The organism is Streptomyces gelaticus, assembly GCF_014649535.1.
Lineage (GTDB): Bacteria > Actinomycetota > Actinomycetes > Streptomycetales > Streptomycetaceae > Streptomyces > Streptomyces gelaticus.
This window is the reverse complement of the sequence record NZ_BMTF01000026.1, coordinates 1-23,675: the sequence shown is the minus strand read 5'-3', so window position 1 is coordinate 23,675 and position 23,675 is coordinate 1. Positions and strand designations below refer to the sequence as shown.

Genomic DNA, 23,675 nt, shown 5'->3' with positions numbered 1-23,675 from the left:
TGAGGGCGACGTCAATCTGACGGGTCATCAGAAAAGTGTGCACCGAAAGGGACACCATGACGGAACTGCCTCGGATCGTCAGCGTCGACGACCATGTGATCGAGCCGCCGCACCTCTTCTCGACCTGGCTGCCCGCCAAGTACCGCGAGCGCGGCCCGCAGCCGCTCACCGCGGGCATCGGCGAGCTGGCGTACACGGGCGGCAAGTACGTCATCACGATGGACCCGGACGGCCCGCCCACCGACTGGTGGATCTACGAGGACCTGAAGTTTCCGTACAAGCGCAACATCGCCGCCGTCGGCTTCGACCGCGACGACATGACGCTGGAGGGGATCACCCGGGCGGAGATGCGGCCCGGCTGCTGGGACCCGGCCGAGCGGCTCAAGGACATGGACCTCAACCACGTCGAGGCGAGCCTCTGCTTCCCCACCTTCCCGCGCTTCTGCGGCCAGACCTTCGCCGAGGCCCAGGACAAAGAGGTGGCGCTCGCGTGTGTCCGCGCCTACAACGACTGGATGGTGGAGGAGTGGTGCGGCGACAGCGGCGGCCGGCTCGTCCCGCTCTGCATCATCCCGCTCTGGGACATCGACCTGGCCGTCGCCGAGATCAGGCGGAACGCGGCACGCGGGGTGCGGGCGGTGACCTTCTCGGAGATCCCCACCCATCTCGGGCTGCCGTCGATCCACACCGGCTACTGGGACCCGTTCTTCGCCGTCTGCCAGGAGACCGGCACGGTCGTCAACATGCACATCGGGTCCAGTTCCCAGATGCCCGCCGCCTCGCCGGACGCCCCGCCCGCCGTACAGGCCAGTCTCTCCTTCAACAACGCCATGGCCTCGATGATGGACTTCCTGTTCAGCGGGGTCCTGGTGAAGTTCCCCCGGCTGAAACTCGCCTACAGCGAGGGCCAGATGGGCTGGATCCCGTACGCCCTGGAGCGCGCCGACGACGTCTGGGAGGAACACCGGGCCTGGGGCGGGGTGCGCGGTCTGATCCCCGAGCCGCCGTCCACGTACTACTACCGGCAGATCTTCTGCTGCTTCTTCCGCGACAAGCACGGTGTCGCCTCGCTCGACGTCGTCGGACGGGACAACGCCACCTTCGAGACCGACTACCCGCACGTCGACTCGACCTTCCCGCACACCAAGGAGGTCGCCCTCGACCACGTCAAGGGACTGGACGACGAGACCGTCTACAAACTGATGCGCGGGAACGCGATCCGGATGCTCGGTCTGGACCTGGACCGGGACCGGGAGAAGTAGGCCCGCGATGGACCTCGCGTACACGGAGGAGGAACAGGAGTTCCGGGCGCGGCTGCGCGCGTGGCTGGCCGCCGTGCTCCCCGGGCTCCCCGCGAAGCCCCGCCCCGACGACTGGCCGGGGCGCCGGGCGTACGACACGGCCTGGCAGCGGATGCTGTACGACGCGGGCTACGCGGGTCTGCACTGGCCCGTCGACGCGGGCGGCCGGGGCGCGACCCCGACCCAGCACCTGATCTTCCTGGAGGAGACGGAGCGGGCCGGAGCCCCCTACGTCGGCGCGAACTTCGTCGGGCTGCTGCACGCCGGCCCGACGATCGCCGCCGAGGGCACCGCGGAGCAGCGGGCCCGCTGGCTGCCGCCGGTGCTGCGCGGCGACGAGATCTGGTGCCAGGGGTTCAGCGAGCCGGAGGCGGGCTCGGACCTCGCCGCGCTGCGGACCAGGGCGGTGCGCGACGGCGACCACTACGTGGTGAGCGGCAGCAAGATCTGGACCTCGCACGCCGAGGTCGCCGACTGGTGCGAGCTGCTGGTGCGTACGGACCCGGCGGCGCCCAGGCACCGAGGCATCAGCTGGCTCGCGATGGAGATGGACGCCCCCGGCGTCACCGTCCGCCCGCTGCGCACCCTCGCCGGGTCCACCGAGTTCGCCGAGATGTTCCTCGACGAGGTGCGGGTGCCGGTCTCCCACCGCGTCGGCGCGGAGAACGACGGCTGGCGGGTCACCATGGTCACCCTCTCCTTCGAGCGCGGCACGGCCTTCGTCGGCGAGGTCGTCGCCTGCCGCCGCACCCTGGCGGCACTGGCGGCCGACGCCCGGCGCAACGGACGCTGGGACGATCCGGTGCTGCGCCGCAGGCTGGGCCGGCTGAACGCCGAATTCCGGGCGCTGTGGCGGCTCACCCAGTGGAACGTCAGCGAGGCGCAGCGGGCCGGGAGCGGCGGCGTGCCCGGGACCGGCGGCTCGGTCTTCAAGCTGCGCTACTCGCACGCCCGCCAGGAGCTGTACGAGGCGGCCGCCGAGGTGCTCGGCGCGGACAGCGCGGATCTGGACCGGGAGTGGGTCCTGGACCGGCTCTCCTCGCTCTCGTACACCATCGCCGCGGGCACCTCGCAGATCCAGCGGAACATCGTCGCCGAACGCATACTCGGCCTGCCGAAGGGGCGCTGACGCACTCATGGACTTCCAGCTGTCGGACGACCAGCGGGCCCTGCGGGCGGGGGTGCGGGAACTCCTCGCCGGGCGCTTCGGCAGGGACCGGATGCGGGCCGCGCTCGACGCCGCCACCGGTGTCGACCGGGCGCTGTGGCGGGAGCTCGGCGAAGCCGGGTTCTTCGCGCTGCGGCTGCCGGAGGCGGAGGGCGGCGTCGGCCTCGGGCTGCCCGAAGCCGCCCTGCTCTTCGAGGAGGCGGGCCGCTCGCTGCTGCCGGGGCCGCTGATCGCCACCCATCTCGTCGCCGGTTCGGTGAAGGGTGCGGCGCGGGGCGAGGCGGTGGTCGCCGTGCTCGACGCGGGGCAGCCGGTGGCGCACCTGGGAGAGGCGGACGCGCTGCTCGTCCTCGCCCCCGCGAACGCGCCGCGGGCACCGGGCGGCACGCTGCGGGACGCCGCACCGGTACGGGACGCGGCCGGCCCCGTACGGTCGGCCGACCCGTTCACGCCCCTGTGGCGGGTCACGGACCCGGTGGAGGCGGGCGAGCCGCTGCCCGGGGCCGGGCGGCTGCGCGAGGAGGGCGCCCTGCTCGCCGCCGCCGAACAGCTCGGCAGCGCCGCCCGCACGACCGAGATGGCCGTGCAACACGCCGGTGCGCGCGAACAGTTCGGCGCGCCCATCGGCTCCTTCCAGGCGGTCAAACACCTGTGCGCCGGAATGCTGGTCCGCGCCGAACTGGCCCGCAGTGCCGTGTACGCGGCGGCCGTGACCGCGGACCCGGTCGAGATCGCGGGCGCCAAACTGCTCGCCGACGACGCGGCGGTCCGCAACGCGCGGGACTGCCTCCAGGTGCACGGCGGCATGGGCTTCACCTGGGAGTCGGACGTCCATCTGCACCTCAAGCGGGCCTGGCTGCGGTCCGGGCAGTGGCTGACGGCGGCGGCGGCCGAGGAGATGCTTGCGGGGGACCTGTGCTGAAGCCGGACAGGTTCCGTGCAGGCTTCGGGCGGCCGGAACCGGGCCGATGACCGACGCAGGCCCGTGACAGGCAGCGGTATGAGCCTCACGCTGCGGAGTTACGCAGTGGAGTCGGTGGGCGCGGACGTCGGCCCGTGTCCTTCACGTACTCCGTCACGGGGCGGAGTCGGTGCCGGGCTCGGGTACGCTCCGTGGGATGCGACAGGAACTGGAACCGGGTCATCCGGGTCTTGCCCGTGCGGCGACTCCGGTCCGGAAGCGGTGCTCTGCTCGCTTTCCAGGCAGAAGCGCCGGACGTGCCCGGGAGACAGCTCCCGCGGCCCCGACGCGCCTCTGTTCGACTCCCCGCAATGTGCGTCGCACAGTATGCACCACGCGTACTCCTTCGCGCTGGAATATGCCCGAAGCGCTTGTTGCGGTGACTGTACGTCAACCATGCTGTCTCGTAGGGGAATCACGTTCCGTGACCCCGAGGAGGCGCGAGGCGATGTGTCCGCCGGTTCGGATGGTGTGAGCGGTGCAGGTGCTTCAGGTTCAGCTGGAGGTCGGGCCGGATCCCGCGGAGGTCGGGCGGGCCCGTAGATGGGCCCGGTCGAGACTGGCCGGGTCCGGGATAAGGGACGACGAGCCGCTGGCCGAGACGCTCATCCTGCTGATCTCGGAGCTGGTCACCAACGCGGTGGTGCACACCGGGTGCCCGGCCGTGCTGCGCATGCTGTTCGGCCTGACGGGCACGGCCGGGACCGTCCGGGTCGAGGTGGCCGACACCAGCTGTCGCCCGCCGCAGCAGCGCCACGCGGCGGGCGAGGACACCAACGGCCGGGGCCTGGAGCTGGTCGACGGCCTTGCCGACCGCTGGGGCTGGCAGCCGGAGGGCGCGGGCAAGCACATCTGGTGCGAGGTCGACCGGGGCGCGCCGCTGATCCAGCTGCCGTTGCACCCCGGCGCGCAGGGCGCGGGCGACCCGGAGTGCGACGCGCGCAAGGTTTCGCGCGCCGTGACGCATCTTGCATAAAGGTTAAAGCAGTTGCTCCGGGCGGATCAGAGGATCGCGACCGGTGCGACCGGGGTGCCCGTCGCCCCGACGAACGGTTCCGGCATCGCGGAGAGCAGGAAGGCGTACCGCCGCTCCTGTGCACAGGCTGTGGACAGCGCCTCCAGGTTCCAGTTCTGGCCCTGGAGCATGCCCATCTCGACCAGGTCCAGGGCGTGCACCCCCAGCCACAGGTCGTCGATCTCCGGCGGGAAGATCTCGAAGGTCAGGGTGTCGTTGGCGACCGCCGCCGCATCGCGGGCGCGGAACCATTCGGGCGTCCGGATCGACAGGCCGGGCGAGGGGTAGCCGTACGCGTTCCGGTCGCCCGCCAGGAGGACCTGCACCTGCCCGGTCCGTACGAGCACGATGTCGCCGGACCGGACGCGCACCCCCGCCAGCTCCTCGGCCGCCTCCAGGTCCTCGGGGGTGACGGCGTGGTCGCCGGGCAGCCGGTCCGTGCCCAGGGCGCGCGCCACATCGAGCAGCACCCCGCGCGAGACGATGTGCGGTGCCTTGTCGATCCCGCTGAACTCCGCGCCGCCGTGTGCGGTGATCGTTGCGGCCGGACGGCCGTTGTAGATCTTCCCGGAGTGCGAGGCATGGGTGAGGGCGTCCCAGTGGGTGGCCGTCTGCAGGCTCAGGACCGCGGTGTCGTCGCTGGTGGCGACGGTGCCGGGGCCGAAGAGCTCCTGGTTGATCTGGACCATGGTGTGCAGCGGATTGATCCGCCCGGGGATCAGCCCGCTCTGTACGCCGTCCTGCTGGAGGGGGAGTGCGAGCGGAATCCGCAGACCGCTCCGGACGGTCGCGGCGGCTTCGCGCACCACGGTGTCGGTGATCAGGTTGAGCGTCCCGATCTCGTCGTCGGCGCCCCAGCGGCCCCAGTTGCTGACCCGCTTCGCGATGTCGTGGAACTCGGCCGGCAGTGACATGGCGCCTCCTGGGGCTTGTGCTCGTGGACCTGATGGCCCATAAAATCTAACGGTCCGTCAGAAACCGCGGGAAGGGGCCGGGCATGGGGAACTTCTTGGCAGGCAAGGTGGTGGCCGTGACGGGTGCCGGGCGCGGCATCGGGCGGGCGGTCGCGCTCGCGGCGGCGGCCGAGGGGGCACGGGTCGTCGTCAACGACTACGGCGTCTCCATCGAGGGCGGCGAGCCGAGCAGCGAGGTCGCCGAGTCGGTCGTCAAGGAGATCGAGGCGGCGGGCGGCGAGGCGGTGGCGGTCGCCGACGACATCTCCACGATGGCCGGCGGACAGCGGATCGTGGACACGGCGCTCGCACGGTTCGGGCGGATCGACGGGGTCGTCTGCGTGGCCGGGATCCTGCGGGAACGGATGCTGTTCAACATGTCCGAGGAGGAGTGGGACCCGGTGGTCGCCACCCATCTCAAGGGCACCTTCACCGTCTTCCGGGCCGCGTCGGCGGTGATGCGCAAGCAGGACGGCGGCGGCACCCTGATCGGCTTCACCAGCGGCAACCACCAGGGCAGCGTCGCCCAGGCCAACTACAGCGCCGCGAAGGGCGGGATCATCTCGCTGGTACGGAGCGCGGCGCTCGGCCTGCACAAGTACGGCGTCACGGCCAACGCCGTCGCCCCGGTCGCCCGGACCCGGATGTCCGCCAACGTCCCCATGGAACTCAAGGAGATCGGCGAGCCGGAGGACGTGGCGGCGCTCGTCGTCTACCTGCTCAGCGACCGGGCCCGCCGGGAGAAGATCACCGGCCAGGTCTACACGGTCGCGGGGCCGAAGATCGCGGTCTGGGCCCAGCCGAGGGAGCTGCGGGCCGGATACGTGGAAGGGGCGTGGACCCCGGAACGGATCGCGGACTTCCTGCCGGGGACGGTGGGCACGGACCCGATGCCGATGCTGGCGCGGCTGGAGGAGATGGCCGCGGCGGCCGCGGCGAAGGCCCGGCCGAACGCGTGAGTCCCGCCCCGCCGGGGCTCCGCCACGGCCGGCCTTGATGGTGAGCGGCAACAGTCAGGAGGCACCGTGGACTTCAGCTTCGGCCCCGACGGCACCGCCTTCCGCGAGGAGGCCCGTGCCTGGCTGGAGGCGCACCTCGTCGGCGCGTACGCGGCGGCGGCCGGCACCGGCGGTCCCGGCAGCGAGCACGAGGGCTTCGCGGTCCGCCGCGCCTGGGAGCGCGAACTGGGCCGCGACGGCTGGATCGGCCTCGGCTGGGAGGACCGCGGCGCCGGCCACGGCAACCGCCGCGCGAGCCTCGTCCAGCAGGTCGTCTGGGCCGAGGAGTACGCCCGCGCCGCCGCCCCCGCCCGGGTCGGCCACATCGGCGAGAACCTCCTCGCACCGATCCTGATCGCCTACGGCAGCGAGGAACAGCAGCGGCGATTCCTGCCCGCCGTGGCACGTGGCGACGCGCTCTGGTGCCAGGGGTACAGCGAGCCGGACGCCGGATCGGACCTCGCCGCGGTCCGTACGGCCGCGGTGCCCGACCGGGGCCGCGGCGGCCACCGGGTGACCGGGCAGAAGATCTGGACCTCGCTCGCGAAGGAGGCCGACTGGTGCTTCGTGCTGGCCCGCACGGAGCCCGGCTCCCGCCGCCACCACGGCCTGTCGTTCCTGCTGGTGCCGATGGACCAGCCCGGCCGGATCGAGGTGCGGCCGATCCGTCAGATGTCGGGGACCAGCGAGTTCAACGAGGTCTTCTTCGACGGGGCGCACGCCGAGGAGTGCGTCGGCGGCGAGGGCAACGGCTGGACGGTCGCCATGGGACTGCTGGCCCTGGAACGCGGCGTCTCCACGCTCGTCCAGCAGATCGGTTTCGCCGCCGAACTGGACCGGGTGGTCCGCGCGGCCGTCGACAGCGGCGCCGTCACCGACCCGGTCCTGCGCGAACGCCTCGTACGGCAGTGGGCCCAGCTGCGGACCATGCGCTGGAACGCGCTGCGCACCCTCGGCTCCACCGGCGACCCCGGCGCGCCCAGTGTGGCGAAACTGCTCTGGGGCGGCTGGCACCAGCGCCTGGGCGAGCTGGCCGTGCAGGTCAGGGGCGCGGCGGCGGCCGTCGGCCCGGACGACTGGTCGGCGAAGGAACCGTACGGACTCGACGAGGCGCAGCGCCTGTTCCTGTTCACCCGGTCCGACACCATCTACGGCGGCTCGGACGAGATCCAGCGGAACATCATCGCCGAGCGGGTGCTCGGCCTACCGAGGGAGCCGAGATGAGAGGCGTCGTCTTCGACGGCAAGCGGACCGAGGTCGTCGACGATCTGGAGATACGCGATCCGGGCCCCGGCGAGGTGCTGGTGGCGGTGGCCGCGGCCGGGCTGTGCCACAGCGACCTCTCGGTGATCGACGGGACGATCCCGTTCCCCTCGCCGGTGGTGCTCGGGCACGAGGGCGCGGGCGTGGTCGAGGCGGTCGGCGCAGGCGTCTCCCATGTGGTGCCCGGTGACCACGTGTCACTGTCCACGCTCGCCAACTGCGGGGCGTGCGCCCAGTGCGACCGGGGGCGCCCGACCATGTGCCGCAAGGCGATCGGGATGCCGGGACAGCCGTTCGCACGGCGCGGGAAACCGCTGTACCAGTTCGCGTCCAACTCGGCCTTCGCCGAACGGACCCTGGTCAAGGCCGTGCAGGCGGTGAAGATCCCGGCGGACATCCCGCTCACCTCGGCGGCCCTGATCGGCTGCGGGGTGCTGACCGGGGTCGGCGCCGTGCTCAACCGGGCGAAGGCCGACCGGGGCGACACGGTCGTGGTGATCGGCACCGGCGGCATCGGGCTCAATGTGATCCAGGGCGCCCGGATCGCGGGCGCGCTGACCGTCGTCGCCGTCGACGCCAACCCGGCGAAGGAGGCGGCGGCCCGGCAGTTCGGCGCGACGCACTTCCTGACCTCGGCGGACGGCGTGCGGGAGATCCTGCCGAACGGCGCCGACCACGCCTTCGAGTGCGTGGGCCGCACCGAGCTGATCCGTACCGCGATCGACCTGCTGGACCGGCACGGCCAGGCGATCCTGCTGGGCGTCCCGGCCGCGAACGCGGAGGCCTCGTTCCTCGTCTCGTCGATGTACCTGGACAAGTCGATCCTGGGCTGCCGGTACGGCTCCTCGCGCCCGCAGCGCGACATCGCCCTCTACGCGGAGCTGTACCGGGAGGGCCGGCTGCTCCTGGACGAACTCGTCACCACCACCTACCCGGTGGAGGACTTCGCCGAGGCGGCGGACGACGCGCACCACGGCCGGGTGGCGCGGGGCGTGCTGGTGTTCTGACCTTCCGGGCGGCGCCGCTCAGCTCCGTCCGGCGCGGAAGGTGCGCCGGTACGCCGTCGGGGACACCCCCAGCGCCGTCTGGAGGTGCTGCCGCAGCGAGGTGGACGTCCCGAAGCCCGCGTCCCGCGCCACCTGGTCGATCGACAGATCCGTCGACTCCAGCAGGTGGCGGGCCCGTTCGATCCGCTGCCGGGTCAGCCACTGGACGGGGCTGACCCCGACCTCCTCCCGGAACCGCCGGGTGAAGGTACGCACGCTCATCGACTCCTGCTGCGCCATGTCGCGCAGCAGGATCGGCCGCTCCAGCCGCCCGAGCGCCCAGTTGCGTGCGGTGGTCGTGTTCGCGAACCGGGTGTCGGGCACGGGGCGCTGGATGTACTGCGCCTGCCCGCCGTCCCGGTGCGGGGGCACGACCGTGCGGCGGGCGACGTCATTGGCGACGGCGATGCCGTGGTCCCGGCGCACGATGTGCAGGCAGAGGTCGATCCCGGCGGCGACCCCGGCGGAGGTCAGGACGTCCCCGTCGTCGATGAACAGGACGTCCGGGTCGACCCGCACTTCGGGGAAGAGCTGCTGGAAGTGGTCGGCGTGCGACCAGTGGGTGGTGGCGGGGCGCCCGTCGAGATATCCGGCGGCGGCCAGCACATAACTGCCCGTGCAGATCGAGACCATCCGGGTCCCCGGCCTGATGTGGGCCAGAGCGGCGGCCAGTTCGTCGGTGAGCCTGCCCTCCGAGTGGACGGGGCCGAGTTCGTACGTGGCGGGAATCAGCACCGTGTCGGCGGTGGCCAGGGTCTCCGGGCCGCGTTCGACGTTGATCGTGAAGTCGGCGTCGGTACGGACCGGGCCCGGCGGGCGGACGGAACAGGTCACGACTTCGTACAGAGTGCGGCCCTCGTCGTGCGGCCCGGCACCGAAGGAACGGCCGAAGATCCGCTGGGGGATGGCCAGTTCGAAGGAATACAGCCCGTCGAGGGCCAGGACGGCGATCCGGTGCGGCATGGGCGGACTCCCTTCACCCCTAGTGGTATAGACCTCAAGGCTGATACATGTCACTCCTGTGAAGAAAAAGTCAGCGCGGCGCCCGCGCATTCCCACCGCCGAACGCGAGGGTGCGCAGCCCCTTTTGCTCCGTTCCTCCGCGGAGCACCCGATGCCCGGCGGCCGGCCGGAGGGGCTCTGGAACCGCAACTTCCGGCTCTTCTTCGTCGCCCGCACCGCCGCGCTCTTCGGCGACGGCATGATCCCGGTGGCCCTCACCGCGGGACTGCTGGGCGCCGGCCGCCCGCACTCCTCCGTGGGGTTCGCGCTCGCGGCCTGGATGGGGCCGCTGGCGCTCTTCGTGCTCTTCGGCGGGGTGCTGGCGGACCGGTTCACCCCCCGCCGGATGATGATCATCGCGGATGCGCTGCGGCTGGTCGGGGCCTCGGTGCTGGCGTTCTCCTTCGCCACCGGGAACCCGCCGCTGTGGGCGGTGTACACGCTCAGCGCGGTGGCCGGGGTGGGCGCCGCGCTCTTCCAGCCGGGCGTCGCCTCGACGGTGCCCCGGGTCGCCTCGGACGTGCAGCGGGCCAACGCCGTACTGAGGGTCTCCGAGGCGCTGATGACCATGGCCGGCCCGGCCTTCGCGGGCGTGCTGGTCGGGCTGGCCGGCGCCGGTGTGGTCTACGCGGCGAACGCGTCGACGTTCCTGGTCTCCGGCCTCTGCCTGTTCCTGCTGCGGCTCGCCCCGGCCCCCTCGGACGACGCGCAGCGCGGCGGCTTCTTCGCCGAACTGGCCGACGGCTGGCGGGAGTTCCGGGCCCGCAGCTGGCTGTGGGGGGTGATCGCGATCTGGACGGTGTACGGCTTCACGGTGATCGGCCCGATGCTGCCGCTCACCGCGGTCGAGATCACCGAGGCGCACGGCTCGGGGACGTACGGCGTGATGATGGCGGTGAACGGCGCGGGCAGCGTCGTCGGCGGGCTGCTCGCCCTGCGCCTGAGACCCCGCCGCCCGCTCGCGGCGGGGGCCGTCGCGCTGACCGGGGTCTGTGTGAACCTGCTGGTGCTGGGCCTCGGGCTGCCGGTGTTCGCGCTCGGGGCGGGGCAGTTCGCGGCGGGCGCGGCGTTCGCGTTCTGGCTGGTGATGTGGTCGACGACGGTCCAGACCAAGGTGCCGCCCGAGGCGCTGAACCGCCTGCATGCGTACGACGTGGCGGGCTCACTGCTGATGATGGCGGCGGGCCGGGCGCTGGCGGGGCCGGTCGCGGACCGGGTGGGCGCGCCCGAGGTGCTGCTGGCCGGAGCGGTGATCAACATGGTGGTGGCGGCGGTGCTGTTGGTGGCCCGGCCGATCAGCCGGCTGGAGCGGACCGCGTGACCGGGGACGGGCGGCCGGCGGCCGGGTCCCGGACGGCCCCGCGCACCCGCGCGGTCGCGGCCGGGGCCGCGGTGCTGACCGTACTGGCCGGACTCGCGGTCAGGGCGTGCACGGACGGCGACTTCGCCAAGTACGCCGGGGACGCGCTCTACGCCGTGCTGATCTGCGCCCTGGCCGCCGTGATCGCGCCCGGTGCGCGGCCGGCCGTCACGGCAGGGGCGGGGCTGGCGTTCAGCTGGGTGGTGGAGCTGCTGCAACTGACCGGGGTGCCCGCGGAGCTGTCCCGCCACAGCGCGGTGGCGCGGCTGGTGCTCGGCTCGACCTTCAACGCGCCCGATCTGTTCTGGTATGCGGTGGGGGCGGGGTTCGCCTGGGCCGTGACGGCCCTGGCCGCCTCCGCCTCGCGACGGGACAAGGCGCGGTAGCGGTACGGCGCCCCGGGCCGGAAAGCGACGATCGCGGTGGCCCGATTCCTGCGAAGGGTGTCCCTCCGGCCACTCGTGAGGAGGAACGCGCCGGCCCGATGCTGAGTGACGTGACCCAGACAACCGAAAGCGCCGCCCGGGACGACGACCGGCAGGCCGTCACCCCGGCAGCCCTCGGGCGCCCCTCCCGCCGACGCGTCCACCGCGCCTGGATCGTCGCCGCCGTCACCTTCGTGACGATCATCGGCGGCGCCGCGTTCAATTCCCTGCCCGGCCTCCTCATCGACCCGCTCAACAGGGAGTTCGGCTGGTCGCGCGGGGAGATCGGACTCGCCGTATCCGTCGACATGGCGCTGTACGGGCTCACCGCACCGTTCGCCGCCGCGCTGATGGACCGCTTCGGCATCCGGCGGGTGGTCGTCGTCGCCCTCAGCGCCGTGGCGGCCGGGGCACTGGCGAGCGTATGGATGACGGCCTCCTGGCAGCTGATGATCTACTGGGGCCTGCTCGTCGGCCTCGGCACCGGCTCCATGGCGCTGGCGTTCTCCGCCACCGTCACCAACCGCTGGTTCGTGGCCCGGCGCGGCCTGGTCACCGGCATCCTCACCGCGGCCGGAGCCTCCGGCCAGCTGGTCTTCCTGCCGCTGTGCGCCTGGATCGTCCAGCACCACGGCTGGCGCCCCGCGTCGGTCACGGTGGCGCTCGCGGCCCTGGTCGTCGTCCCGTTCGTCTGGTTCCTGCTCCGCGACCACCCGGCCGATGTGGGCCTCGCCCCGTACGGCGGCGGCTACGTGGAGAAGCCGGCGCCCACGCGCGGGGCGGCGCGGCGGACCCTGCGCGTGCTGACCGACGCGGCGCGCACCGGACCCTTCTGGCTGCTGGCCGGTACGTTCGCGATCTGCGGGGCCTCGACCAACGGCCTGATCCGTACGCACTTCGTGCCCTCGGCCCACGACCACGGCATGCCCATCACCGCCGCGGCCTCGCTGCTCGCCGTCATCGGGGTCTTCGACGTCATCGGCACCGTCTTCTCCGGCTGGCTCACCGACCGCTTCGACGCCCGGCGGCTCCTCGCCGTCTACTACGCGCTGCGCGGCGTCTCGCTGCTCTTCCTGCCGATGCTGATGGCGCCGACGGTGCATCCGCCGATGGTGTTCTTCATCGTCTTCTACGGCCTGGACTGGGTCGCCACCGTCCCGCCGACGCTGGCCCTGTGCCGCGAGCAGTACGGGGAGGACAGCGCCATCGTCTTCGGCTGGGTGCTGGCCTCCCACCAGGTGGGCGCGGCGCTGGTGGCGTTCCTGGGCGGAGTGGCGCGCGACGTCTTCGGCTCGTACGACGTGGTCTGGTACGCGTCGGGGGCGCTGTGCGCGACGGCGGCGCTGATGGCACTCGTGATCCGCCGGGTGAGGGAGCCCTCGGACGCCGTCGCCGGACTGGGCTGACGGCGGGGGCCTTCAGACCGACGGGCCGGGGGCGGCGAGGTGCTGGGCGACGGCCAGGAAGACGTGAAGGTTCGCGATGTCACTGACCGCGACGCTGCACCACTGCCCCGACCCGCCGGTCCCCATGACGTGGACCCGGCCCGCCGCGACCTGGATCTCCTGGACGCCGGACCAGGGGAGGTGGCCCTTCCCCCGGGCGGTCAGGCCGGTGCGGGAGAGCGAGATGTCCCCGAGGTTCACCGTCTCCCCGGCCAGGACCGATTGCAGGACCGCCGGTCCCTGGGCTCGGAGAACGGCCTGCTGCATATGGGGTCCCCAGGACTCGGGGTCTTCGTAGAAGTGCGTGATTCTCGCGCCGGCACGGTCCGGACCCACCGCGGAGTAGGCGTACTCGGTGGGCCCTGGGATGCCGTTGATGACCTTCCGGGTGATGTCCTGGTAGAGCCGTACGGAGTCCCAGCGGATGACGACCGTGCCGTCGCCCGACTCGGGGTGCACGATCATTCCGTTTTCGAACAGGTGGAGGCGCTTGGCGGCCTGCCGTCGGCTGAAGTCCGGTGTCCGGCGCAGCCACCAGAGGAACAGCAGGCCGGGTATCACGAACATCACCAGCAGGTTGAGCGTCGTGAAGATGTAGAGGGCGAAGAGCGCCTTGTTCAGACGCTTGGGGGTGAACGTGCCTTCCAGCGCGCCCAGTTGATGGGACGAGGCCAGTTCGGCCGCCTCGGACGACAGGGTGGTGGGTGCTGCCGCCATGGGCTTCTCCCTCGTGTGTGCACCGGATGCGGAGGGCGGCCGGTCGTCATGGACGGTGTCCGGTCGCCTGCGGGACCGGATCCCGCGGCCCGCCGGCCCCGCTCCTCGACGCTAGGGCGGGACAAGGCATTCCACCAGCGACTAGATTGCATGTGAGTCATGCGGAGGAGGAATGTGTTCGGGATCGACGCACTGCGTCTGCTGGTGACGGTGGCCGACACCGGATCGTTCACGAGGGCCGCGGTCAGGCTCGACTACACGCAGTCCGCGGTGTCGCGGCGCATCGCCGCGCTGGAGAAACAGGCGGGCGGACCGCTCTTCGAACGGCTAGCCCGGGGCGTACGGCTGACCCCGGCCGGTCGGGCGCTGCACCGGCACGCGGTGGAGGTGCTCGCGCGGCTGGCGAGTGCGGAGCACGAGATGGCCGCGATCCACGCCGGGCTGGGCGGGCGGCTGCGCGTGGGGGCGTTCGCCACGGCCAACATCTCGCTGGTGCCCGCCGCGTTGCGGGCGTTCGTACGGTCCAGGCCGGACGTCGAGGTCGTCGCGGCCGAGGGCCGGAGCGGTGAGCTGATGCAGCGTCTGACGGAGGGCGCGCTGGACCTGGCCGTGGTCAGCGACTACCCGTCCGGTCTGCCGTCGGCCGACGCCGTCACGACCGAGGTGCTGCTGGAGGACGAGCTGTTCGTCGTGCTCCCGCGTGACCACCGCCTGGCCGGAGCCGGGACGGTCGATCTGCGTGAACTGCGCGACGAGACCTGGCTCCAGGACGTGTCCGCCGACCGGCCCATGATGCTCGCCGAGGTGTGCGGCCGGGCCGGCTTCACGCCGAGGCGGATCACCAGGATCGCCGAGTGGACCGGCAAGTTCGGCTACGCGGCCGCCGGGCTGGGGGTCGCGCTGGTCCCCTCGCTGGCCGCCTGGGCGGTCCCCGCCGAGCTCGCCCTCTGCCGGCTCGGCGGCCTCGCCCCGCGCCGGACCGTGCATGTCGCCCTGCCCGCCGCCCCGCTTCCGGCGGCCCTGGCGCTGCGGGACCTGCTGCACGGGGCCGTTCCGCGCGACCGCCTCGGCTGAACGTCCGAGGCGCTACGGAGCGGGGCACCGGCGCGCCCGCCGCGCGCTCACCCGTCGAGCGGACCGAACCGCCCGAACACCCCGCGGTGGAACAGCAGCGGATCGGCCCCGTCCACCGCGCCCAGCGCCTCCACCCGGCCGACGACGATCAGATGGTCGCCCCCGGTGTGGACGGCCTGGATGCGGCAGTCGACCCAGGCCGGTACGGAGTCCAGCAGCGGCGACCCGGTCACCGGGGCGGCCCCGTACGCCACCCCCGCGAACTTGTCCGCGCCGCTCACCGCGAAGCTCCGGCACAGCGCGCCCTGGTCCGCGCCGAGGATGTTGACGCAGAACGCCCCGGCCTGTGCGATGCGCGGCCAGGTCGTCGACGTACGGGCGACCATGAAGGTGACCAGCGGCGGGTCGAGGGAGAGCGAGGCGAACGACTGGCAGGCGAAGCCCGCCGGGCCCTGCGCGTCGTCCGGGGCGTGCGCGGTGACGATCGTGACGCCGCTGGCGAAGCTCCCCAGCACACGGCGGAATTCGCCCGGGTCCACGGGCGGCCGCTCGCCGTCGGCCACGGCTCGCAGATGCGGGCGCGGCAGCGGATCGACCGGTGCCGGTCCGGCGGTGGTGGCGGCGCCGACGGACCTGAGGTACCGGACGGCGATGGCGGCCATGCCTGCGTGTCCCATCACCCTTCGATTAGAACTGACGCCTCATCAGATGGGAAGGGATGAGGACCGGCAGCTTGAACATGCCTGTGCGCGGCAAGGCGCATGGCATTGCGCGCACGCGTCCGTCCATGGTTCAAGGCTGATGGCCTTGACACCCAGCGCCGCTGATTCGACGCAGGTACCGTTCTGGTACATGGCCGCAGCAGTTGCAACTGCCTGGCACCGTCGAACACGTGCGGCGGCTGTCATCGATGTGCAGGAGGTGCTCTCGTGCTGGAGGAAGCCGAGGAGATCGGTCGTCGTGTCCGGCGGGCACGGCTGCGGCTCGGTATGCCGCAGGCAGACCTCGCTGCAGCTCTGGGGAAGACCCAGGGCTGGGTGTCCAAGATGGAACGCGGCCTCATCGAGCTCGATCGGGTCGGGCTGCTGAACCTCGTGGCAGCCGAGCTGCACGTGCATCCCAATGACCTCATCGGTCGGCCGTACGCAAGCAGTCCCGCCGAGAATCAGTGGCAGGTCTCGGCGGCGTCCATCCTGCGTGAGCTGCGCCGCTACGACCTCGCGCCGATCTTCGACGGCACCCCACGACCGTCCGGCGACCTGTGGCGGGGCATGACCCGCCTGCACCGTCTTCGGGACGCCGCCGCCAACACGGCGATCCTCGCCACCCTCCCCGACCTGCTGCGCGAGGCTCGCGCCCTGGCCGAGGCCGCGACCGGCCACGAGCGCGAGGAAGCGTTCGCGATCTACGCCGTGGCGTGCAAGTTCGCCCACACCGCCGCGCACGCCCTCGGACATCCCGAGCTCGTCGCCATGGCGGCGGAGCGCGCAGCGTGGGCCGCCCGCCTCTCGGCCGACCCCGTCATGTCCGCACTCGCCGACTGGATGCGCGTCTGGGACATGTGGGCCACGGCCGATTGGGACGACTCGCTCACCCTGTCCGACAAGGCCATCGCCAGCGTGCAGCGCGAGTACGAACTCGGCGAGCCGCTCGCCCTACGGATGTGGGGCGCGCTCCACCTGCGGGCCGCCGTCGCCGCGGCCCGCGCGGGCCGACCGGCTGAGGCCGACGAGCGGATCAACCACGCCCGCCATGCTGCCGGCCGGATGGCAGGCCGCCACAACCCACCGATCTACGACCGGCACTCGGTCACCTTCTCCCCCGGCAACGTGCAGATCCACGCGGTCAGCGTCGCCCTGGAGACCGGCGAGCAGACCAAGGCGCTCGCCATAAACCGCCGCATGGCCCCCGAACTCGTCGCCGCACTTCCCAACTCCCGCCAGGGCCACCACCACATGGACCTCGCCCGCGCGTGGCTCTGGGACGGCAACCGCGATCGCGCGCTCACCGCGCTGGAGACCGCGGAGCGGATCGCCCCGCAGCTCGTACGGAACCATCCGATCGCCCGGTCGACCCTCCGTGGCATCGTCTACGCCGAGCGGATCGCCACCCGCGAGAAGCTGCGCCGCATGTCCGACCGCTTCCACCTGGACGGATGAGGGCCGTATTCCTCCGATTCATATTGCCCCCTGACGTGGCGCTAACTTCTGGGGCATGACAGGACGACCAACACCCCATCTCCCTTCACAGGGAAGCGAGTTAGGGACGGCCGGACCGTTCTATCCACGACTCGGCGACCTTGCCCGCGACACCGCCAAGGACGGGCGGGTCGGCGTGGTCGTGATGCTGCCCGGAGTGGGCGCCGGCACGTACCACCTGCGTCCGCCGGGTGCGGTCCGACCCTGCCCCGCATCGAGCTTCCTTGATTTCGGCAGTAGACACGTGGTGCGAGTTTCGCGGGATGGCTCCGGCGAGATAGCTATTTCCCAGGGAAGAAAAGCGCTCGCGTCGACCAGGAACCACTGGCCGGACCACCCCCGTGGGCGCGGGGACAACATGGCTCGCTAGCCAGAAGAAGCGGGCTCGCGGAACTCCCAAGGATGCCCCTCCGACGGAACCGGCGTTCCCTCTGGAGAAGGCGCCTTCAGTTGCCGTGAACGCAAATGGAGCTTCCGTCGGAAAGGTTTTTGTGCGTCCCGCTGGCTGCCTCCTTGCTGACGACGTGATCGTTGTCCAGCCTCAAGCAGGCCAGGATATCGATCTCGACTACCTCTCGGTTGCACTCCAGAGCGCCGTCACCGCGGGTGGATTCCTCTACGAGGCGAAGCTGTTTGCCACCCGCGTAAAGGAACTCAGCGTCGATGTCCCTGTTGACACATCAGGCAACCTAGATATTGAGCAGCAGAAGCGCATAGCGTCGGCAGTAAAGCGCTTCGAGGATATTGTTTCCCGCCTCGGAGAATTGGGGCGCTGGAGCGGCGAAGCGCGGGTCATCTGAGCTGATGGACTCTTTATGGAGTTGCCCGGGTGCATGGATGTTCTCTATCCACACACCCGGGCCTCGCCTTATGCCCAGGACCATTTCCCTTGAAGGGCTGGCCATCCTCCTGGTTGATCTACTCGCTCTCCCCGGGGGCTTCCGGTGCACCGGAAAGCTTTCGGCAAGACTCACGGGCACGGCCTCCCTTTCTGGTACGACTGGCAGCCACTCGTCCAGGGCATGTAGTGGGCCATGGACGAGGTGACGGTGGACTGGGCCAGGCGGGTCGCAGAGGTTGAGCTCGGTGATGCGTTCCCTCGGCGGTGGGCGCACAGCCAGGGAGTCGCAGCCCGGGCGGCCGAGGTCGGACGGATCTTGCGGAACGACGCCAACCTATTGACGGCAGCCGCTGTGCTCCATGACGTGGGGTACGCGCCCCGGCTCGCGGTAACCGGCTTCCACCCGCTCGACGGCGCCCGGTTCCTCCATGACGAGCACGGGGCCGACAAGCGGCTAGTGCGATTGGTAGCGAACCACTCGTTCGCACTGCTGGAGGCCGAGGAGCGCGGGCTGCGAGACGAGCTGGCGACGGAGTTCCCAATGCTGGAAGAGCCCTTGCTGGTGGACGCGCTGGTCTACTGCGACATGACGACCACTCCCCACGGCCAACAGACCACCGCCAGGGAGCGGGTCGCAGAGATCGTCGGACGCTACGGCGCCGAAAGCATCGTCGGACAGTTCATCCGACGGGCGGCGCCGGAAATCTTCGCTGCCGTGGCGCGGGTGGAGGCGGAACTGGCGGCTCAGCCCAGGTAGGGGTAGGTGCCGGCGAGGTAGTCGCCGATCTGCTGGCGCATGCTGGCGTGGATGTCGTATTCGTCCAGGTCGGCCGGCTGGACGAATCGGACGCCGTCGGCCTCGTCGTTGATGGTGGGCTCGCCGCCGACGGGGCGGCCGATGTAGGTGTTTTCGTACTGCTGGCGGATCTCGCCGTCGGTGTAGGCGACGATGTGGTTCGGGTTCGTGTAGACGCCGAGGAAGCCGGTGATCTCGGTGACGATGCCGGTCTCCTCCAGACACTCCCGCACCGCGCACTGAGCGGCGGTCTCGCCGATGTCCTGGGCGCCGCCCGGGAGAGCCCACTGGCCCGTGTCGCGGCGGCGCTGCAGAAGGATGGCACCGCTGTCGTCGACAACGAGCAGGTTGCTGGCGGGGATGAGAGTGTTCGCCTTCGGAGCGGCGGGGTCGTTGTAGTACTCAGTCCTGCCCATGTGCGGCGGTCCCCTCCTGGTCGGGTGTCCAGGGCCGTGCGCCGGCCCAGACGGCTTCGAAGCTCTGAGCGTAGTTGCCGAACCACCCCATGCCGTCAGCCTTGTTGAGGTGGAGCAGAGGGTTGGCGCTGGCCGGCTGGCCCCACACGTGCGGGTTGATCAGCAGGTTGTCGTCGTAACGGAACAGCGACGTGTAGAGGGTGGTGTCGTGCAGCCGCACTTCGCAGCCCCCTGGCCACGGAAGTGCCTGCCGTTCCCCCGTTATGTTTCCGCGGCCCTGCAAGAGGGCCGCTGGCCTCCGGGTCCGGCATGACTGTGTCCCCCTGTCGAACGGATGACCTGGGGGGTGGTGTCACCGGGCCCGGGAGGTGCCGTCGGAGACGCTGATGAGAGGTCCGGCCACTGCCCGGTCCGGCGCAATGCCGGACAGCTCGCGGGCAGCAGGTCTGCATAACGTGGATGCGCGCGTACGACACCACTGCCGAGGCCGGCACGTTCAACTCGCCTGGAGGGGTGCGATGTTCGATACCGAAGACGTGGGCGTGTTCCTCGGCCTGGACGTCGGCAAGAGTGCTCATCACGGCCACGGACTCACTCCGGCCGGGAAGAAGGTCCTCGACAAGCAGCTGCCCAACAGCGAGCCGAGGCTGCGGGCCGTGTTCGACAAGCTGACCGCGAAGTTCGGCACCGTCCTGGTAATCGTGGACCAGCCCGCCTCGATCGGCGCCCTCCCGCTGGCCGTGGCCCGGGACGCGGGCTGCAAGGTCGCCTACCTGCCCGGCCTGGCAATGCGCCGGATCGCCGACCTGTATCCCGGCGAGGCGAAGACCGACGCTCGTGACGCGGCGGTGATCGCGGATGCGGCCCGCACCCTGCCGCACACCCTGCGCTCTCTGGAACTGACCGACGAGATCACCGCCGAGCTGACCGTGCTCGTCGGCTTCGACCAGGACCTGGCCGCCGAGGCCACCCGCACGTCCAACCGGATACGCGGCCTGCTCACCCAGTTCCACCCAAGCCTGGAGCGTGTCCTGGGCCCCCGTCTCGACCACCAGGCCGTCACCTGGCTTCTTGAACGCCACGGATCCCCGGCCGCACTGCGAAAGGCCGGACGCCGCCGCCTCGTCGAACTCGTCCGGCCCAAGGCCCCGCGCATGGCCACCCGGCTGATCGACGACGTCTTCGACGCGCTCGACGAGCAGACCGTCGTCGTGCCAGGGAGCGGCACCCTCGACATCGTCGTTCCCTCCCTGGCCCGCTCGCTCGCGGCCGTCCAGGAACAGCGCCGGGCCCTGGAAGCCCAGATCAACACCCTGCTGGAGGCTCACCCTCTTTCCCCGGTCCTGACGTCGATGCCCGGCGTCGGCGTCAGGACCGCCGCCGTGCTGCTGGTCACCGTCGGAGACGGCACCAACTTCCCCACCGCCGCCCACCTCGCCTCCTACGCCGGCCTCGCCCCCACCACGAAATCGTCCGGCACATCGATCCACGGCGAGCACGCACCCCGAGGCGGAAACCGGCAGCTCAAACGCGCCATGTTCCTCTCCGCCTTCGCCTGCATGAACGCCGATCCCGCCTCCCGCACCTACTACGACAAGCAACGCGCCCGCGGCAAAACCCACACCCAGGCCCTCCTCCGCCTCGCCCGCCAACGCACCAGCGTCCTGTTCGCGATGCTCCGAGACGGCACCTTCTACGAGTCCCGAACCCCCCACCGTCACCCTCGCCGCATGACCAGGATGAAAACCCTCAAAACCGGCAGCGCGAACTTGACGAAGGACATAGAGGCACCCCCCGCGTCATGAGCCCCGCGACCAGGGCGGGCTTCCCTCTGCACGGGATCGCCCACGGGACTGGCGTCTTCACTCTGGCCCCGAGGGCTTGCGCTGGCTCAGATCAGGGTGATCAAGCGCTGGGCGAGGGAACGGGCTTCGGGTGCGAGGCCCTCGAAGATGTCCCGGGCGAAGAGGGTGTCGGGTTGGGCGGCAAGGTCTGGGATGGCGGCCCAGTTCTCGGCAATCAGTTGGAGGGCTTGCCGCGCTCGGTGGACGGCTTCCTGTCGGTGGGCGAGGAACTGATCGGCTCGTTGGTGGGCCTGGTGCCAGGTGATGTCGCCCCGTTCGGCGAGCTGGGCCAGGGGCGGGGCGGTATCGCCGTCCGCGAGGCGGATGGCGTCGGCATCGATCACGTACTGCCGGAGCCGTTCCTCCTCTTGCCGCTCGTCGAGTGCCGCTGTGGCGTCGTCGAGGGTGAGGAGACCCTCGGAGACCTGTTCCGCGAGGTCGAAGGCGTCTTCGCGGAGGCGGTCGTACTGGGCGGCTCGATCGTCTCAACGTCGGCCACCTTGTGGAGATGTTCGATGCCATCGCCGACGCGAATGAGGTGATCGAGGCCGAGAACCAGGCCCGTCGCGAACAGATCGCGAGGTGCAAGCCCAGCAAGCCGGGACGCCCGGTCGCGGCCGAGCGTGCGCGGCTGGCCGTCCAGCGGGCGAAGCTCGACGAGATGAAGCCGTTCCGGAAGCCGACCGGGCCGGCCACCCGGCAGAGCATCCGGCGGACGCTCCGAGCGGCGCTGAACGCGGCGATCAGCCAGCAGCTCATCACGTTCAACCCGGCATCCCACGTCGAATTGGAGTCCGGCAAGCGGCCGAAGCCGCTGCTGTGGACCGAGCAGCGCGTCGCGCGATGGCGTGCCACCGGCGAGAAGCCCTCCCCTGTCATGGTGTGGACGCCGGAGCAGTTCGGCGCCCTCCTCGACGCGGCCGAGGGCGAACGGCTGTACGCGTTCTTCCACCTGTCGGGCACCCGGGGCCTTCGGCGGGGAGAGGCGGTCGGCCGGGACTGGGCCGACGTCGAACTGGACGCCGGGCTGATCACTCCAGCCAAGGAGATCGTGGTCGACGGCTGGGACCCGTACGAGTCCGCGCCCAAGACCGACGGAAGCGCCAGCACCATCGCCCTCGACAGCCTGAACGTGGCCGTGCTCCGCGAGCGCCAGCTCAAGGAGAAGGAGAAGTGGGGCACGGCGTGGAAGGACACCGGCAAGGTGTTCACCCAGGAGGACGGGTCCTGGCTCCACCCCGAGACCGTCTCCGAGACGTTCCGCAGCATCCTGGCGCGCACCGATCTTCCGCCGATCACCCTCCGGGACCTGCGGCACGTTTCCGCGACCCTCACGCACGGCGGCGGAGGCGACCTCCACACGATCAAGGAGACGCTCCGCCACTCCACGATCACGCTGACCTCGGACACGTACACGAGCCTGCTGCCTGAGGTCGACAAGGCCGCGGCAGAAGCCGCCGCTGCGCTGGTGCCTCGTGCCCGTAAAGCCGCCCCCGTAGCGGCTGCTGCCGGACCGTCCGCTCACGCACGAGGCCGCGAACGACGGAGCGCCCCGACCGGCGGAAACCGATCGAGGCGCTCCGTAGCAGGTCAGAGGGGTTTTCCCTGCCTGCCAGTGGTAGGCCGTGTGGGACTCGAACCCACAACCAACGGATTAACAGGCCGCGCGGATAGGCGCAGGTTGAAGGGATCGTTTGGGTCTGACCGTGGTTCGAGAGATCTCTACTCGCTGTGACATTGCGGGTGTTGGAACGGTCGCTGCTGGTGGGCTCGGGGACGTGGTGCGGTTCTGTTCATTGTGCCGGGCATTGTGGATCGGGCTGGGGTTGGTCGAGGTGTGCGTAGAAGTACGTGTCTTGTTACCGGAGTTTGTTTTGGCGTGGGGAGGGGCGTGTTGGCTGGGGGCGAGGGCGGTTACCGTGTCGGTCATGTCGGATGGTCATCAAAGTGGCGGTCGGGGCCGTGAGCCCGCGGTGGCGGGTGGGCAGTTGAGCGATCCAGGGTGGCTGGTGAACGCCGACCCCGGGCAGGTCCTGGCGGCGCTGGACGGCGCGACGGGGCGGGAGGAGATGCTCGCGGCGGCGGTATACCGGGCGTCAGCGCATGTGCACTGGGATGCCAGTGCGGGGGCGCGACGGCAGGTGCTTGCGTTGGACGCGGCCCGCTACGGGGACCACGGGCTGTCGGCACGGATCACCGCCGCACCAGTGGACGGTGCGGCGGCCGCACGGTGGGGGCTGGAGTGGGCTACTGGCAGCATGGTCGACCACCGTCTCCGGCATACCCTGTCCGGCCACACCGGCGGGTTGTGTGCGGTGGCGACGGGTGTGGTGGAGGGCCGCCCGGTCGCCGTCACCGGCAGCGCCGACAAGTCGGTGCGGGTTTGGGACCTTGCCACCGGGCGACCTGTCGGCGAGCCCCTCACCGGCCACACCGGCCCGGTCGAGGCGGTGGCGATGACTATGGTGGAGGGCCGCCCGGTCGCTGTCACCGGCAGTGCCGACAAGTCGGTGCGGGTTTGGGACCTTGCCACCGGGCGACCTGTCGGCGACCCCCTCACCGGCCACACCAAGGAGGTGTGGGCAGTAGCGACGACCGTAATGGAGGGCCGCCCGGTCGCCGTCACCGGCAGCGATGACGGGACGGTGCGGGTCTGGGACCTTGCCACTGGCCGGACCGTGGGTGAACCCCTGATCGGCCACACCGACGCGGTGTGTGCGGTGGCAACGGGGGCGGTGGGGGACCGTGCGGTTGCCGTCACCGGTAGCGCCGACGAGACGGTGCGGGTGTGGGATCTTGCCACCGGCCGACCTGTAGGTGAACCCCTGATCGGCCACACCGACGCGGTGTGT

21 protein-coding genes and 3 pseudogenes are annotated in these 23,675 nt (G+C 71.1%); 18 read left to right on the top strand and 6 right to left on the bottom strand.

Going from position 1 to position 23,675, the window contains the following annotated elements; translation table 11 throughout:
• Window positions 1-56 precede the first annotated feature (56 nt).
• The 4 genes from IE107_RS28545 (at window position 57) to IE107_RS28530 (ending at window position 4,406) form a co-directional block, all read left to right on the top strand.
• A complete protein-coding gene (locus tag IE107_RS28545) occupies window positions 57-1,262 on the top strand; it encodes an amidohydrolase family protein (protein WP_189547231.1) in 1,206 nt (401 codons plus the stop codon).
• Between the two features lie 7 nt (window positions 1,263-1,269).
• Complete coding sequence (locus tag IE107_RS28540) at window positions 1,270-2,430, top strand: acyl-CoA dehydrogenase family protein (RefSeq protein ID WP_189547230.1); 1,161 nt, start codon at window positions 1,270-1,272, stop codon at window positions 2,428-2,430.
• 7 nt (window positions 2,431-2,437) lie between these two features.
• Window positions 2,438-3,391, top strand: coding sequence for an acyl-CoA dehydrogenase family protein (locus IE107_RS28535; RefSeq protein WP_189547229.1), 954 nt, complete (start codon window positions 2,438-2,440; stop codon window positions 3,389-3,391).
• Between the two features lie 517 nt (window positions 3,392-3,908).
• Window positions 3,909-4,406, top strand: coding sequence for an ATP-binding protein (locus tag IE107_RS28530; protein ID WP_189547228.1), 498 nt, complete (start codon window positions 3,909-3,911; stop codon window positions 4,404-4,406).
• A gap of 26 nt (window positions 4,407-4,432) precedes the next feature.
• Here the strand turns inward: IE107_RS28530 and IE107_RS28525 are convergent, their stop codons facing one another.
• The gene (locus tag IE107_RS28525) at window positions 4,433-5,359 is read right to left on the bottom strand and encodes a cyclase family protein (protein ID WP_189547227.1); all 927 of its coding nucleotides are present in this window, start codon (window positions 5,357-5,359) and stop codon (window positions 4,433-4,435) included.
• A gap of 83 nt (window positions 5,360-5,442) precedes the next feature.
• Between IE107_RS28525 and IE107_RS28520 the strand changes: the two genes are divergently transcribed.
• The 3 genes from IE107_RS28520 (at window position 5,443) to IE107_RS28510 (ending at window position 8,666) form a co-directional block, all read left to right on the top strand.
• Complete coding sequence (locus IE107_RS28520) at window positions 5,443-6,357, top strand: SDR family oxidoreductase (protein WP_189547226.1); 915 nt, start codon at window positions 5,443-5,445, stop codon at window positions 6,355-6,357.
• Window positions 6,358-6,423: 66 nt separating this feature from the next.
• Window positions 6,424-7,620 carry an acyl-CoA dehydrogenase family protein gene (locus IE107_RS28515; protein WP_189547225.1) on the top strand — a complete coding sequence of 399 codons (1,197 nt, stop codon included), beginning with the start codon at window positions 6,424-6,426 and terminating at the stop codon, window positions 7,618-7,620.
• Entirely contained in the window at window positions 7,617-8,666 is a 1,050-nt protein-coding gene (locus tag IE107_RS28510) for a Zn-dependent alcohol dehydrogenase (RefSeq protein WP_189547224.1), read from the top strand. The genes IE107_RS28515 and IE107_RS28510 overlap by 4 nt, the downstream gene beginning before the upstream one ends.
• 18 nt (window positions 8,667-8,684) lie before the next feature.
• Here the strand turns inward: IE107_RS28510 and IE107_RS28505 are convergent, their stop codons facing one another.
• Window positions 8,685-9,668, bottom strand: coding sequence for a GlxA family transcriptional regulator (locus IE107_RS28505; RefSeq protein ID WP_189547223.1), 984 nt, complete (start codon window positions 9,666-9,668; stop codon window positions 8,685-8,687).
• Between the two features lie 151 nt (window positions 9,669-9,819).
• On the opposite strand from IE107_RS28505, the gene IE107_RS28500 reads away from it, so the two are divergent.
• The 3 genes from IE107_RS28500 to IE107_RS28490 all read left to right on the top strand — a co-directional run bounded on the left by IE107_RS28500 (window position 9,820) and on the right by IE107_RS28490 (window position 12,898).
• The gene (locus IE107_RS28500) at window positions 9,820-11,028 is read left to right on the top strand and encodes an MFS transporter (protein WP_189547222.1); all 1,209 of its coding nucleotides are present in this window, start codon (window positions 9,820-9,822) and stop codon (window positions 11,026-11,028) included.
• Window positions 11,025-11,453, top strand: coding sequence for a ribosomal maturation YjgA family protein (locus IE107_RS28495; RefSeq protein WP_189547221.1), 429 nt, complete (start codon window positions 11,025-11,027; stop codon window positions 11,451-11,453). The genes IE107_RS28500 and IE107_RS28495 overlap by 4 nt, the downstream gene beginning before the upstream one ends.
• A 98-nt stretch (window positions 11,454-11,551) precedes the next feature.
• Window positions 11,552-12,898, top strand: coding sequence for an MFS transporter (locus tag IE107_RS28490; protein ID WP_189547220.1), 1,347 nt, complete (start codon window positions 11,552-11,554; stop codon window positions 12,896-12,898).
• Window positions 12,899-12,910: 12 nt separating this feature from the next.
• Here the strand turns inward: IE107_RS28490 and IE107_RS28485 are convergent, their stop codons facing one another.
• Entirely contained in the window at window positions 12,911-13,654 is a 744-nt protein-coding gene (locus IE107_RS28485) for a DUF6585 family protein (protein ID WP_189547219.1), read from the bottom strand.
• 159 nt (window positions 13,655-13,813) lie between these two features.
• On the opposite strand from IE107_RS28485, the gene IE107_RS28480 reads away from it, so the two are divergent.
• A complete protein-coding gene (locus IE107_RS28480) occupies window positions 13,814-14,728 on the top strand; it encodes a LysR family transcriptional regulator (protein ID WP_373302518.1) in 915 nt (304 codons plus the stop codon).
• 47 nt (window positions 14,729-14,775) lie between these two features.
• Here the strand turns inward: IE107_RS28480 and IE107_RS28475 are convergent, their stop codons facing one another.
• Window positions 14,776-15,390 (bottom strand): flavin reductase family protein, encoded by a 615-nt coding sequence (locus tag IE107_RS28475; RefSeq protein WP_189547293.1) that lies wholly within the window; start codon window positions 15,388-15,390, stop codon window positions 14,776-14,778.
• Between the two features lie 267 nt (window positions 15,391-15,657).
• Here IE107_RS28475 and IE107_RS28470 point away from each other — a divergent pair, with 267 nt between their 5' ends.
• The 3 genes from IE107_RS28470 to IE107_RS28460 all read left to right on the top strand — a co-directional run bounded on the left by IE107_RS28470 (window position 15,658) and on the right by IE107_RS28460 (window position 18,524).
• Window positions 15,658-16,887, top strand: a complete 1,230-nt coding sequence (locus IE107_RS28470; RefSeq protein ID WP_189547218.1) for a helix-turn-helix domain-containing protein — start codon at window positions 15,658-15,660, stop codon at window positions 16,885-16,887.
• Between the two features lie 563 nt (window positions 16,888-17,450).
• Window positions 17,451-17,726, top strand: coding sequence for a hypothetical protein (locus tag IE107_RS28465; RefSeq protein WP_189547217.1), 276 nt, complete (start codon window positions 17,451-17,453; stop codon window positions 17,724-17,726).
• A 234-nt stretch (window positions 17,727-17,960) separates the two neighbouring features.
• Window positions 17,961-18,524: an HD domain-containing protein gene (locus IE107_RS28460; RefSeq protein ID WP_189547216.1), complete on the top strand. Its 564-nt coding sequence runs from the start codon at window positions 17,961-17,963 to the stop codon at window positions 18,522-18,524.
• Here the strand turns inward: IE107_RS28460 and IE107_RS28455 are convergent.
• Window positions 18,512-18,979, bottom strand: coding sequence for an NUDIX hydrolase (locus IE107_RS28455; protein WP_189547215.1), 468 nt, complete (start codon window positions 18,977-18,979; stop codon window positions 18,512-18,514). The genes IE107_RS28460 and IE107_RS28455 overlap by 13 nt on opposite strands.
• Window positions 18,966-19,214, bottom strand: a pseudogene (locus IE107_RS28450) (XRE family transcriptional regulator); the annotation flags it as partial. The pseudogene IE107_RS28450 and the gene IE107_RS28455, both read right to left, overlap by 14 nt.
• Before the next feature lie 283 nt (window positions 19,215-19,497).
• On the opposite strand from IE107_RS28450, the pseudogene IE107_RS28445 reads away from it, so the two are divergent.
• The 4 genes and pseudogenes from IE107_RS28445 to IE107_RS28430 form a co-directional block, all read left to right on the top strand.
• Window positions 19,498-20,691, top strand: a pseudogene (locus IE107_RS28445) (IS110 family RNA-guided transposase); the annotation flags it as partial.
• 266 nt (window positions 20,692-20,957) lie between these two features.
• Window positions 20,958-21,365: a hypothetical protein gene (locus tag IE107_RS28440; protein ID WP_189547214.1), complete on the top strand. Its 408-nt coding sequence runs from the start codon at window positions 20,958-20,960 to the stop codon at window positions 21,363-21,365.
• Window positions 21,296-22,315, top strand: a pseudogene (locus IE107_RS28435) (site-specific integrase); the annotation flags it as partial. The gene IE107_RS28440 and the pseudogene IE107_RS28435, both read left to right, overlap by 70 nt.
• A 496-nt stretch (window positions 22,316-22,811) precedes the next feature.
• Window positions 22,812-23,675: WD40 repeat domain-containing protein (locus IE107_RS28430; protein WP_189547213.1), on the top strand; the 864-nt coding region annotated here is incomplete at its 3' end.